Here is a 12,666-nt window from a genome sequence, read left to right on the forward strand (position 1 = left end):
TTGAACCACCTTCGTTATTTCGTTTAGTCTTCATTGTAAGCAATCCGCAAATTTTTAAACTGGTATATAGTGGTTATAAAGTATACGTTTTAATAAAATGTGTATAGACATCACAGGATTCGCAAGTTAAAATATGTAAAAAGGGGGATGCAAATGAAAAAATACTGGATATGTATTGCTGTTTTTTTATTATGTTTTAGCGGAATACACTCAGCTGAAGCGGCTACCACTGAATTCGGATCAAAAACAAGCTTCACTTTGGAGGGAAATGCAAAAGAGTTTCATATTGAAAATCCGGGGGCTGTAGCTGCCGACGATTACTATTTAGGATATAAGTTCACCATAATGAACAACTCTTCGTGCGGTTTAAGCATGAAACTCCAGCGGATGGCGCTGAACGGGAATTTTTATACATTAAGTTCTAAAACCTACAGCGGCAGCTGGTTAAACCTCAGTGCCCAGGATAAAAAATCAATTGATCCGTATCACAAATACAGAATTCTGGTTGAAAGTTCTTCAAACGTCTGTGGCCCCGTCTATATTAAAGGGTTTTACGGTGTAGAATATTATCATTTTGATTGAAAATAGATACTCGCTAAAGGCAGCGGGTTTTTTTATATTTAAATATAACTTATTGTACTATGTACTAAATATTCATACATAAATTTTAATGCACCCGTCCAAAGAAAACATAAACAAAAGTAAATTCATCACGCACAAATATACAAAGTTGAAAAACGAATGAAAAGTTTCCTGAGGGAAACATTATTAGTTGACTTCAAAAGTGTGATGTCGGATAATAAGGATGTAAGTTTTTCCTCCTTAGCAGATTCGTTTCTTAAGCCAGGGCGAATCTGCTTTTTTTATGCAAAAAAACCCCTTACAGAGGGGTTTTTTACGATAAATGAAGTTTAATAGAATTAATGTACGGCTCTGAATACGCCGATAACTTTCCCCAAAATGCTTACGTTTTGCAGGATAATCGGCTCCATCGTCGGATTTTCCGGCTGCAGCCGCACATAATTGTCTTCTTTATAGAAGCGCTTGACCGTCGCTTCATCATCTTCGGTCATAGCTACGACGATTTCTCCGTTATTGGCCGTGTTCTGCTGTTTGACAATGACGTAATCTTTGTCAAAAATGCCGGCGTCGATCATACTTTCTCCCATGATTTCTAACATAAAGACATGTTCGCCCGGAGGAACCATCCGGTCAGGAAGCGGAAAATACTCGTCGATATTTTCAACAGCCGTAATCGGAATACCCGCCGTCACTTTCCCGATGACCGGAACGTTTACGACCTGGCTTTTCGGAATGTGGACTTCTTCTTCATCCAATATCTCAATCGCCCTCGGTTTAGTTGGGTCCCGTCTGATCAGGCCTTTTGTCTCCAGCCGCGCCAAATGGCCGTGCACGGTTGAACTGGAAGCCAGTCCTACTGCTTCTCCTATCTCTCTTACAGAAGGCGGATATCCTTTCGTTTTTACCTCTTCTTTAATAAAACGCAGGATATCAAGCTGCCTTTTTGATAGCTTCGTCATATTTCGCACCTCAAAACGTCGATTTTAAGTAGATTATAGCATGATTTTCCTGACAGTACAAACATAGGTTCGAAAAAAACGATTGACAGAAACGTTTGTTCGTATATACTGAAAGGTATAAAAAGCGAACAAACATTCTTATCGGAGGTTGTTTACATGGCGAAAGAATCTATTATATTTGTCGGGCTGTTTACTGCGATTTTAAGTGCCGCTATTTTACTTGTCTCATGTGCGGGAAATGATCAGTCCCTAAGCCAATATGTTAAAATAAAGGTTCAGGACGGCGATACACTCTGGTCACTTGCGGATCATGTAGCAGAAAAGAAACACATTAATAAAGAAGATTTCATTGAGTGGGTGACGGAGAATAATCATCTCCAAACTGCTGATATAAAGCCCGGAGACGAACTTATTCTTCCGGTTAAGAAAAAGCATCCGGCCGTATATCAGCTGGCCATTGTCAATTAGAGAGGAAAGAGAGAAATGAAGGCGCTCATTTATGCCCGCGTAAGCACAAACAAAGAACAGCAGCAAACGTCATTAAAAAGACAGAAAGAGGAGCTCAGTGAGATCGCTGCTGCAAACGGCATGGAAGTCGTGAAAGTCATTTCTGAGAAAGCCAGCGGTTACGAAATGGACCGCGACGGAGTATTTGAAATGCTTGATGAAATTAAAAAATCACATATTGACGCGATATTGGTGCAGGACGAAACGAGATTGGGAAGAGGAAACGCCAAGATTGCGCTTTTGCATTGCATTTACAGGGAGAACGTAAAAATATATACGACGGCTCATAAAGGTGAACTGGAGCTTTCCGAAGCTGATTCGATGGTACTCGAAATCGTCAGTATAGTTGAGGAATATCAAAGGAAAATTCACAATATGAAAATCCGGCGGGGAATGAAAAGAGCCGTGAAAAACGGCTACAAACCTGAACGGAATCTGAAAAACAGACATGAAAACAGCGGAAAAGAAAAAAAAGAGGTTCCGGTTTCGGAAATTATCAGGCTGAGAGCCAACAAGCTTACCTTTGCAGAAATCGCAGCGACCTTAAGGGGATTCGGCTACGATGTGTCCAAAGCCACGGTTCACCGGCGGTTTCAGGAATATACCGCAGACACAGAAGGCAGCTGACGCGCATCAGTTGTAAAAAAGACTGCGTTTTAGTAGTATATAATCAACACGCACCAAAGGAGCTTATTATGATTTCTAAAGAAAAAATCGCAAGAATTAACGAATTGGCTCAAAAAGCTAAATCAAACACGATAACGGATGAGGAAAAAGCTGAACAGCAAAAGCTTCGCCAGGAGTATTTGAAAGGATTCCGCTCCTCAATGAAAAATACGTTAAAGAGCGTAAAAGTGATTGATCCGGAAGGCAACGATGTCACCCCTGAAAAACTAAAAAGAGAACAACAGAAAAATAATCTTCATTAAACAGAAAGAATACGGCAATACGTATTCTTTTTTCGTATATACTAATATCAGGATGTGCTTTACGACAATTTTCAACAAGTTTATCTCAAATTTAAGCTGAAAGAGTTGAGAAAAAGTCAGCATCGCTTTATGATGAAAAGGTACAACAATAAGGAAGGGGATTATAATGGATACAATTGAAAAGAAATCAGTTGCCACCATTCGTACACTATCTATAGACGCAATTGAAAAAGCGAATTCCGGACATCCGGGCATGCCGATGGGAGCCGCTCCGATGGCATATACGCTGTGGACGAAATTTATGAATGTAAACCCGCAGAATCCGGGCTGGTTTAACCGCGACCGCTTTGTTTTATCAGCAGGCCACGGTTCAATGCTTTTATACAGCATGCTGCATTTAAGCGGATATGACCTCAGCATTGAAGACTTGAAACAGTTCCGTCAATGGGGAAGCAAAACACCGGGACATCCGGAGTTCGGGCATACAGCCGGAGTAGACGCTACGACCGGGCCGCTTGGACAGGGTATTGCAATGGCAGTGGGAATGGCAATTGCAGAACGCCATCTGGCTGAGACATATAACCGTGATTCATTCAACGTAGTTGATCATTATACATACAGTATTTGCGGAGACGGCGATTTAATGGAAGGCATTTCTTCCGAAGCCGCTTCTCTTGCAGGCCATCTTGAATTAGGCCGCCTGATCGTATTATACGATTCTAATGACATTTCCTTAGACGGCGATTTAGACCGTTCTTTCTCTGAAAATGTAAAGCAGCGTTTTGAAGCAATGAACTGGGAAGTTCTTTATGTTGAGGACGGAAACAACATTGCTGAATTGACGGCTGCAATTGAAAAAGCGCGCCAGAATGATAAAAAACCGACATTGATCGAAGTGAAAACGACAATCGGTTTCGGTTCTCCAAACCGCGCGGGCACATCCGGCGTTCACGGCGCTCCGTTAGGACAAGAAGAGAGCAAGCTGACAAAAGAAGCGTATGCTTGGACGTTTGAAGAAGATTTTTATGTTCCGGAAGAAGTATACGGGCATTTCAATAAAGCGGTAAAAGAAGCCGGCTCGAAAAAAGAACAGGAATGGAATGACCTGTTCGCGGCTTATAAAGAAAAATATCCTGAGCTTGCTGAACAGCTGTCACTCGGTATGAAAGGCGAGCTTCCTAAAGACTGGGATCAGGAAGTTCCCGTTTATGAAAAAGGCAGCAGCCTTGCTTCCCGCGCATCTTCAGGTGAGGTGCTGAACGGAATCGCTAAGAAAATTCCTTTCTTTGTCGGGGGATCTGCTGACCTTGCGGGTTCAAATAAAACGACAATCAAAAATGGAGGAGACTTCACGGCCAAAGACTACGCCGGGAAAAACTTCTGGTTCGGTGTCCGTGAATTTGCGATGGGCGCTGCATTAAACGGAATGGCGCTTCACGGCGGCCTCCGCGTATTCGGCGGCACATTCTTTGTGTTCTCTGATTATTTAAGACCTGCCATTCGCCTGGCGTCATTGATGGGTCTTCCCGTCACTTATGTATTCACGCATGACAGTATTGCCGTAGGAGAGGACGGGCCGACTCACGAACCGATTGAGCAGCTTGCTTCTTTACGCGCACTTCCTAACCTTTCTGTGATCAGACCTGCTGACGGAAATGAAACCGCAGCTGCATGGAAGGTTGCCGTTCAAAGCCAAGATCATCCGACAGCTCTTGTATTGACACGCCAAAACCTGCCGACGATTGATCAGCAGGCTGAAGAAGCGTATGCGGGCGTGGAAAAAGGGGCTTATATCGTTTCCAAAGCCCAAACGGAATCACCGGCCGCTCTTCTTTTAGCGACAGGTTCTGAAGTCGGACTTGCGATCGAAGCTCAAGCGAAACTGGCTGAAGAAAACATTCACGTATCTGTAGTCAGCATGCCGAGCTGGGACCGCTTTGAAAAACAATCGGCTGAGTACAAAAACAGCGTGCTTCCTCCGAATGTGACGAAACGTCTTGCGATCGAAATGGGTTCAAGCTTCGGATGGGGTAAATTTACCGGTCTTGAAGGAGACGTTCTCGCAATTGACCGTTTCGGTGCTTCAGCTCCGGGAGAAACAATTATGAAAGAATACGGATTTACTGCAGGAAACGTGGTTGACCGCGTGAAAAAACTTTTAAACAAATAACGAGACAAAAGAGGATGAGTCAAATCATCCTCTTTTTCCTGTTTATGCGACAAAAATAGAAGGAGCGGCGTAACAGTAATAGACAATTCTTTCTTTTCTCCTTTTGTATAATAGAAAGCAATAACGAAGCGCTGTAAAAGGGGATGAGGAAATGGAACGTCATTACTATACGCACCTGATAAAGGATGAGTTTGCCAACCACTACTTCGGGCGGGAAACGGCTATGTTTGAGTTGTTTCGAGACTATCATTGGACAGATCTGACGCCCCAGGAATATCAAATGACAGAAAAGCAAGTTCAATATATAACGGAACCGATTCCGGTGATACATATGCATCAGCGTCTCCAGCTGCATTTAAACCGAATGAGTTACAGCCGTTTGGATTCCATTTACCGGCTTACACTGCCTGGAGAAAAGGGCCGCGCCACCTTCATGATGAAAGACAGTTTAATTGAGATTGCGGCTTCGGGAGATTATGAGGCGGAAACGATTTTCTTTGAGATTCTGCGTAAAATCAGCCCCTGTTTTCTTGCAATGGATTTCAAGACACGGCGCTACGGGTGGTTAAATCCGGTCAGAGAAAGAAATTTTGTTTAAAAACGAGGAAAAAGAGATGTAAATGTTGTATAATAGCCTTTGGTTTAGTACACTTTAAACTAGACAACATGAAGGAGGAAATAAAATGACTTTATGGGTTGGCATCCTAGTGGGCGTTGTCGCATTGCTCATAGGTGTTGCACTCGGGTTTTTTATTGCTCGTAAATATATGATGAGCTATTTGAAAAAGAATCCGCCTATTAATGAACAAATGTTACGCATGATGATGATGCAAATGGGAATGAAACCTTCTCAAAAGAAAATTAATCAAATGATGAAAGCCATGAATAATCAAGCGAAATAATACGTACAGATTATGATATAGAGATACATGGTTATAAAAATAAAAAACCCGGAGAGGGTTTTTTATTTTGGCGTCATGTTTCACCCCAACTGCCGGTGTGCAGTTCTTTTTGGTATTGTATGAGAAGGTGGTCAAGCTCCTGGCTGAGTTCTATCGTAATGTTTGATGTCATTCCGTTTGTCATGACGATTTTAAGCAGCTCTGCCCGTTTTTTTTCAATTTCATTTAATAGATGCTCTCTAATCACAGGGATATATCCTTTCATACATAAATCTTTCACCTGAGTCGCTATTATTATATCCACATTTATACTGTTTTTCAAATAAGAAGGAGTATAATATCTCGATGTCAAATTAAATTATATAAGCTTTTTCTATAAAAAGTAATCCTTCTCGGAAAAGTGTTAAAAAAATGAAATGATTTTGTCATAACTCGAAGGGAGTGTGTCATCGTGAGTTTTAATTACTTTCTGACGTTTGGGGCCGGATTTCTGTCTTTCATTTCTCCATGCTGTCTGCCGTTGTACCCCGCCTTTTTATCTTACATAACTGGTGTCAGTATGGACGAGGTGAAAACAGAAAAGGTGATGCTGCAAAAGCGTGGCCTCGTGCATACACTTTGTTTTTTGCTTGGTTTCTCCGTGATTTTTATCGCATTGGGATATGGAACTTCGTTTATCGGCAGTTTTTTTACCCAATATCATGAAGCGATCCGCCAGTTTGGCGCTATCATGCTGATCCTTTTCGGGCTGATTACTGCCGGTGTGTTTCAGCCGAAATTCATGATGAAAGAGCGGCGCATTCACTTTAAGCGCCGTCCGGAGGGGTTTATCGGTTCGGTTCTGATCGGTCTTGCGTTTGCAGCCGGCTGGTCGCCGTGCAGCGGGCCCATTTTAGGGGCCGTGTTTTCGCTGGCCAATACAAATCCTTCTTCAGCAGTGCCGTATATGTTTTTATATGTTCTCGGATTTGCGATTCCTTTTCTTGTTCTTTCATTTTTTATTACCAGAATGAATTGGATTCGCAAGCATCAGCTGCTTATCATGAAAATCGGCGGCATTCTTATGATTCTGATCGGAGTTATGCTGTTTTTTAACTGGATGAGCTACATTCTGATCGTTCTGTCAAATCTTTTCGGAGGATTTACGGGTCTGTAACGGATTAATAACTTTTGAACTATTATATACCCTTTTGTTTTTGGTACAATAAGACTAGTTAATGTTAAATATGTGGAGGGGAATATGACACGAGTTTTAGTTGTAGATGACGCCAAGTTCATGAGGGTGAAAATCAGAGAGATTCTGGAATCGGCGAATTATACAGTTGCCGGGGAAGCGGCTGACGGTGAGGAAGCCCTGGCAGTATATCAAAAAATCCGTCCCGACCTGGTGACAATGGATATTACCATGCCGGTCAAAAACGGTATACAGGCCCTGCAGGATATTTTAGCTTTTGACCCGAAAGCCCGGATCATCATGTGCACCGCCATGCGGCAGCAGCGGATCGTTCTGGAAGCGATTGAATTAGGCGCTAAAGACTTTATCGTTAAACCGTTTGAAGCATCTAAAGTGCTGGAGGCCGTAGGCCGGGTAACGGGAACGTAAACGTGTTCTCTTTTCAAATTGGTTTTTTTTATGTTTTTGGAGTATAGTATATAGTATCAAACTCCGTGCAAGCAAAGGAATGATAAAGATGATGATTATAATTTCATCCGTTATTGCAGCGGCCATGGCAATTTCCGTGATGATCGTCAGGATTAAATCCTCCGACAAGCCCGCTTCACCTAAAAAAATAATTCTCCCGCCGATTTTCATGAGTACGGGAGCGCTTATGTTCCTTTTTCCGATTTTCAGAGTGACGGGCGAAGAATTTTTGGAGGCCATTACGCTGGGCGTGATCTTCTCTATTTTTCTGATTAAAACATCTAAATTTGAGATTAAAAATAATGAAATCTATTTAAAACGGTCAAAAGCGTTTGTGTTTATCCTGATTGGTCTCTTGGTTATCAGAATCGCTATGAAATCCATTTTGAGCACGACGATTGATTACGGAGCTTTAAGCGGAATGTTTTGGATTCTGGCTTTCGGAATGATTGTCCCGTGGCGCATCGCGATGTTTTTGTCTTACCGCAAACTTTCGAATGAACTGAAGACCGCTGATATTCAGATGAATTAAAACCTTTCCGTACGCCGGAAAGGTTTTTTATTTGAGCAGGGCTTGATAAGGAGTAAGATCAATCTGTTTTTCACGGAGATGCTTTTTTAAAAATTGATGATCACGCTTAGGAGTGGCCAGTATGTAACCCCTGATGATTAAATCACGATTTATTTGTTCAGCTTCCTCCGCTAAGGAAAGTTCACCGATTTTTCCGGCGATTTTCGCTTTGGCTACATCCCGAAAGAGCTCCGGCACGGGGGCGACCAATTCATCCAAAAACGCCTTGTCACCCTCATTCCATAAGTGCCTGCTTTTTTCAATATAATAGTCCTGCCAATCCAGTTCTGACCGGCCGTCTTCTTTCGGTAAGCGTTTTAAAAATTTTCGAAACATAAAAAACCCGCCGATAGACAGCAATCCGATCATCACGATGACCCAAAATAAAATAAACCACATAAACCAGCCTTCCAGCATTGTTCTATCTCCTCCTTACTTTAACCATATTGTAAACGAAGACAGAATAGAAGAACACATGAAAAAAAGAATAGAAAAAATGATAGATGTCCAGTCATTCCGGTTGGTAGAACATATTCTATCGTATAGTGATTCTGCTATTTGGCCATGGGAGATTCACTTTGAGGGTATATGACTGATATGACCGGACAAAAAAGCCGCTTCCATTGAGGGATGAAAGCGGCTTTTTTATGTTATAGAGGAAATTGAAAGGAAAATGAGGCAGGAGTCTCATTTGGCTCCTTGTTCATGGAGACGGTCAGAATATGGTTGGTGAAATCAGTGAAAATATGTTTGTCATTCAGATAAAAAGGAAGCACCATTTGTTTGTTTAACGTCCGTTCAAGCGTTTTAACAGAGAGCATAAATTCATTCCCCGAAAGAGTGACGGTTATCGCTTGCACCTGCTTCAGCGCCGTCAGGTCGGCTTCAATGATATATTGACGGCTTGTTTCATATAGATCGATCGGCAGCGTCTCGTCATACCAAGCATACGGGTCCTCGTAAAACTGCCGCAGCCATTCTTCCGTATCATCAAATTCTTCAGCGTTTTTTGAGTGATTCATGGAAGCATCCCTCCATATTAAAAAGCCTTGCTATAACGTATGCAGAAGCTTTGAATGGGTGAATGGCACAAAAAAACAGACACGGGGTCTGTTTTACATATCGTGGCTTGTATTATGTTTTTGTCTTGTATGGTTGCGGTTTTTTACTTTTTTGCTTCCGCTCAGCGGTTCCGGCTGGCCGGGGTTATGGCCCTTCGGAGCATTTTTATGCATATCTTTACTCGTATTTTTATTTGTCATGTTAATGCCTCCTTTTTAAGGTGTTCCGGCTATTGGTTTGTTTTTCTTTTTTTATTGTTCTGCCGTTCTTCTTCCGTCAGGACGAGCTGGTCATTTTCTATATAACCCGCGCCTTTGCCTTGGCTTTTCGCATCATTCATGCCGTTAATGACATGATTGGCTTTCCGTTTTACCATGATCATCACCTCAACATTAATATGGCTCTTTACAGCCCGTTGTATGAGGCGGAAAATCGGACAAAATTTACCGAAAATCATGCTGATAAGACGATCTTATTGTATTTAATAAAAACATTGATATTTACTTATGTATGATTTTATACTAAGATGAAATTGTGAGAAAATTGTGATGGAATGTGAACATTCATCTAAAGAACGATCTTGATCATTGAAGGGGGATTTTGGAGAATGACAAATCAGCAAAAAGTCGCAACACAAGACGTTTTCCAAGCAAGAAAAACATTTTCTTCAAATGGGAAAACATACAACTACTATTCATTAAAAGCATTGGAAGACGCAGGGGTCGGCAATGTTTCAAAACTTCCTTATTCTATTAAGGTTCTTTTGGAATCCGTTTTGCGTCAGGTAGACGGACGCGTCATTACAAAAGAGCATGTTGAAAATTTAGCAAGATGGGGTACTGCTGAATTAAAAGATATCGATGTGCCGTTTAAACCGTCACGGGTTATTCTACAGGACTTTACCGGCGTTCCGGCCGTAGTTGACCTGGCATCTTTAAGAAAAGCCATGGCTTCTGTCGGCGGAGACCCTGATAAAATCAATCCTGAAATTCCGGTTGACCTGGTCATTGACCACTCCGTACAAGTCGACAAAGCCGGTACGGAAGACGCGTTAGCCATTAATATGGACTTAGAATTCGAAAGAAATGCAGAACGTTATAAATTTTTAAGCTGGGCAAAGAAAGCGTTTAACAATTATCAGGCCGTTCCGCCTGCAACAGGTATCGTTCACCAGGTAAACCTTGAGTTTTTGGCAAGTGTCGTTCATACGAAAGAGGAAGACGGAGAACTTGTGACATATCCTGATACTTTGGTGGGAACAGATTCCCATACAACAATGATTAACGGAATCGGCGTCCTCGGCTGGGGTGTCGGCGGTATTGAGGCGGAAGCGGGAATGCTCGGCCAGCCTTCATATTTCCCTGTTCCTGAGGTCATCGGCGCGAAACTTGTCGGAAAATTGCCTAACGGAACGACGGCGACTGACTTGGCGCTGAAAGTCACTCAAGTGCTGCGCGAAAAAGGCGTAGTCAATAAATTTGTTGAATTCTTCGGTCCTGGTGTTGCTGAGCTTCCGCTTGCGGATCGGGCGACTATTGCCAATATGGCGCCGGAATACGGAGCGACTTGCGGATTCTTCCCGGTTGACGAGGAAGCACTTTCTTACCTGCGTCTGACCGGCCGTGAAGAAGAGCAGATCGATATTGTGGAAGCATACTGCCGCAACAACGGTTTATTCTATACGCCTGACGCGGAAGAGCCGATTTTTACAGACGTTGTGGAAATTGATCTGTCAAAAATTGAAGCGAACCTATCAGGACCGAAACGTCCGCAGGATTTAATCCCGCTTTCCGTTATGCAGGAAACGTTTAAAAAACATCTAGTCAGCCCGGCCGGCAACCAAGGATTCGGAGCGGATGCTGATGAAGAGAACAAAGAAATTTCATTTAAACTTAACAGCGGCGAAGATGCGGTTATGAAAACAGGGGCGATTGCAATCGCCGCTATTACAAGCTGTACGAATACATCAAACCCTTATGTATTAATCGGTGCCGGATTGGTAGCCAAAAAAGCGGTAGAATTAGGCTTGAAAGTGCCGAATTATGTTAAAACATCACTTGCACCGGGGTCTAAGGTTGTTACTGGATACTTAGTCAACTCCGGCCTGCTTCCTTACATGAAGGAGCTCGGATTTAACCTCGTAGGGTATGGCTGTACGACATGTATCGGGAACTCCGGCCCGCTTTCTCCAGAGATTGAAGAAGCGGTTGCTAAAAATGATCTCTTGATCACTTCTGTCTTGTCAGGTAACAGAAACTTTGAAGGCCGGATCCATCCGCTTGTCAAAGGAAACTACCTTGCGTCACCTCCGCTTGTTGTCGCATACGCATTAGCAGGCACTGTGAATATCAACCTGAAAACGGATCCGATCGGTGTCGGAAATGACGGACAAAATGTTTATTTCGATGACATCTGGCCGTCCATGGATGAAATCAATTCTCTCGTCAAACAGACTGTTACGCCGGAATTATTCCGCAAAGAGTATGAAACGGTATTTGACGACAACCAGCGCTGGAACGAAATCGAAACGACGGATGAAGCGCTGTACAAGTGGGATCAGGATTCCACTTACATTCAAAACCCGCCGTTCTTTGAGGAAATGTCTGTAGAGCCGGGAAAAGTTGAGCCTTTAAGAGGACTTCGCGTTGTCGGCAAATTCGGCGATTCTGTGACGACTGACCACATTTCTCCGGCCGGAGCGATCGGAAAAGACACACCGGCGGGCAAATACCTGCAGGAAAAAGGCGTTTCTCCTCGTGACTTTAACTCTTACGGCTCACGCCGCGGAAACCATGAAGTCATGATGAGAGGAACATTCGCCAATATCCGCATTAAAAACCAAATCGCACCGGGTACAGAAGGCGGATACACAACACATTGGCCTACCGGGGAAGTGACATCTATTTATGATGCCTGCATGCGGTATAAAGATGATAAAACGGGTCTTGTCGTCCTGGCCGGAAAAGATTACGGAATGGGCTCTTCACGTGACTGGGCTGCAAAAGGAACAAACCTGCTCGGCATCAGAACAGTCATTGCCGAAAGCTTTGAAAGAATTCACAGAAGCAACCTCGTCTTCATGGGTGTGCTGCCGCTTCAGTTCAAACAGGGTGAAAACGCGGATACACTCGGCTTAACCGGTAAGGAAGTCATCGAGGTGGATGTTGATGAATCTGTACGTCCGCGCGACTTGCTGACTGTCAGAGCAATCAGTGAAGACGGTAAGGTAAAAACATTTGAAGTTGTTGTCCGTTTTGACAGTGAAGTGGAAATTGATTACTATCGCCACGGCGGCATTTTACAAATGGTGCTTCGCGATAAAATGAAACAGTAGCAGTATGA

Annotated in this window: 17 protein-coding genes; 11 read left to right on the forward strand and 6 right to left on the reverse strand. The window is 43.0% G+C overall.

What is annotated here, in order from left to right:
• Positions 1-153: 153 nt before the first annotated feature.
• Positions 154-582, forward strand: coding sequence for a hypothetical protein (locus V7728_RS09815; protein WP_076424211.1), 429 nt, complete (start codon positions 154-156; stop codon positions 580-582).
• 338 nt (positions 583-920) lie between these two features.
• Here the strand turns inward: V7728_RS09815 and lexA are convergent, their stop codons facing one another.
• Complete coding sequence (lexA, locus tag V7728_RS09820; protein ID WP_076424212.1) at positions 921-1,541, reverse strand: transcriptional repressor LexA; 621 nt, start codon at positions 1,539-1,541, stop codon at positions 921-923.
• A gap of 156 nt (positions 1,542-1,697) precedes the next feature.
• Here lexA and yneA point away from each other — a divergent pair, with 156 nt between their 5' ends.
• From yneA to V7728_RS09850, 6 genes are all read left to right on the forward strand, one after another.
• Complete coding sequence (yneA, locus tag V7728_RS09825) at positions 1,698-2,009, forward strand: cell division suppressor protein YneA (protein WP_003154001.1); 312 nt, start codon at positions 1,698-1,700, stop codon at positions 2,007-2,009.
• A gap of 15 nt (positions 2,010-2,024) precedes the next feature.
• Positions 2,025-2,675, forward strand: coding sequence for a YneB family resolvase-like protein (locus V7728_RS09830; protein WP_076424214.1), 651 nt, complete (start codon positions 2,025-2,027; stop codon positions 2,673-2,675).
• 68 nt (positions 2,676-2,743) lie between these two features.
• Positions 2,744-2,977 (forward strand): DUF896 domain-containing protein, encoded by a 234-nt coding sequence (locus V7728_RS09835; RefSeq protein ID WP_003153997.1) that lies wholly within the window; start codon positions 2,744-2,746, stop codon positions 2,975-2,977.
• 166 nt (positions 2,978-3,143) lie between these two features.
• Positions 3,144-5,147, forward strand: a complete 2,004-nt coding sequence (tkt, locus tag V7728_RS09840) for a transketolase (protein ID WP_015239927.1) — start codon at positions 3,144-3,146, stop codon at positions 5,145-5,147.
• A gap of 151 nt (positions 5,148-5,298) precedes the next feature.
• Positions 5,299-5,745, forward strand: a complete 447-nt coding sequence (gene sirA / locus V7728_RS09845; protein ID WP_003153995.1) for a sporulation inhibitor of replication protein SirA — start codon at positions 5,299-5,301, stop codon at positions 5,743-5,745.
• Positions 5,746-5,830: 85 nt separating this feature from the next.
• On the forward strand, positions 5,831-6,049 hold the full coding sequence (locus tag V7728_RS09850; RefSeq protein ID WP_003153994.1) for a YneF family protein: 219 nt from the start codon (positions 5,831-5,833) through the stop codon (positions 6,047-6,049).
• Between the two features lie 73 nt (positions 6,050-6,122).
• Here V7728_RS09850 and V7728_RS09855 read toward each other — a convergent pair whose 3' ends face one another.
• Entirely contained in the window at positions 6,123-6,296 is a 174-nt protein-coding gene (locus V7728_RS09855) for an aspartyl-phosphate phosphatase Spo0E family protein (protein WP_012117647.1), read from the reverse strand.
• A 201-nt stretch (positions 6,297-6,497) separates the two neighbouring features.
• Here V7728_RS09855 and V7728_RS09860 point away from each other — a divergent pair, with 201 nt between their 5' ends.
• The 3 genes from V7728_RS09860 (at position 6,498) to V7728_RS09870 (ending at position 8,223) form a co-directional block, all read left to right on the forward strand.
• A complete protein-coding gene (locus V7728_RS09860; protein ID WP_088056486.1) occupies positions 6,498-7,205 on the forward strand; it encodes a cytochrome c biogenesis protein CcdA in 708 nt (235 codons plus the stop codon).
• Between the two features lie 84 nt (positions 7,206-7,289).
• Complete coding sequence (locus tag V7728_RS09865; protein ID WP_007410327.1) at positions 7,290-7,652, forward strand: response regulator; 363 nt, start codon at positions 7,290-7,292, stop codon at positions 7,650-7,652.
• Positions 7,653-7,731: 79 nt separating this feature from the next.
• Complete coding sequence (locus V7728_RS09870) at positions 7,732-8,223, forward strand: CcdC family protein (protein ID WP_007611735.1); 492 nt, start codon at positions 7,732-7,734, stop codon at positions 8,221-8,223.
• 27 nt (positions 8,224-8,250) lie between these two features.
• On the opposite strand, the gene V7728_RS09875 is transcribed toward V7728_RS09870, so the two are convergent.
• The 4 genes from V7728_RS09875 to sspO form a co-directional block, all read right to left on the reverse strand.
• Positions 8,251-8,679 (reverse strand): DUF2621 domain-containing protein, encoded by a 429-nt coding sequence (locus V7728_RS09875; RefSeq protein WP_007410325.1) that lies wholly within the window; start codon positions 8,677-8,679, stop codon positions 8,251-8,253.
• A 233-nt stretch (positions 8,680-8,912) separates the two neighbouring features.
• Positions 8,913-9,284, reverse strand: a complete 372-nt coding sequence (locus tag V7728_RS09880) for an Hsp20/alpha crystallin family protein (protein ID WP_003153985.1) — start codon at positions 9,282-9,284, stop codon at positions 8,913-8,915.
• A gap of 93 nt (positions 9,285-9,377) precedes the next feature.
• Complete coding sequence (locus V7728_RS09885; RefSeq protein ID WP_003153984.1) at positions 9,378-9,524, reverse strand: small acid-soluble spore protein P; 147 nt, start codon at positions 9,522-9,524, stop codon at positions 9,378-9,380.
• A gap of 29 nt (positions 9,525-9,553) precedes the next feature.
• Positions 9,554-9,700 carry an acid-soluble spore protein SspO gene (gene sspO, locus V7728_RS09890; protein WP_003153982.1) on the reverse strand — a complete coding sequence of 49 codons (147 nt, stop codon included), beginning with the start codon at positions 9,698-9,700 and terminating at the stop codon, positions 9,554-9,556.
• A gap of 231 nt (positions 9,701-9,931) precedes the next feature.
• Between sspO and acnA the strand changes: the two genes are divergently transcribed.
• Entirely contained in the window at positions 9,932-12,658 is a 2,727-nt protein-coding gene (acnA, locus tag V7728_RS09895; protein WP_094031739.1) for an aconitate hydratase AcnA, read from the forward strand.
• Positions 12,659-12,666 lie beyond the last annotated feature (8 nt).

Source organism: Bacillus sp. JHAA (assembly GCF_036961585.1).
Taxonomy (GTDB): domain Bacteria; phylum Bacillota; class Bacilli; order Bacillales; family Bacillaceae; genus Bacillus; species Bacillus velezensis.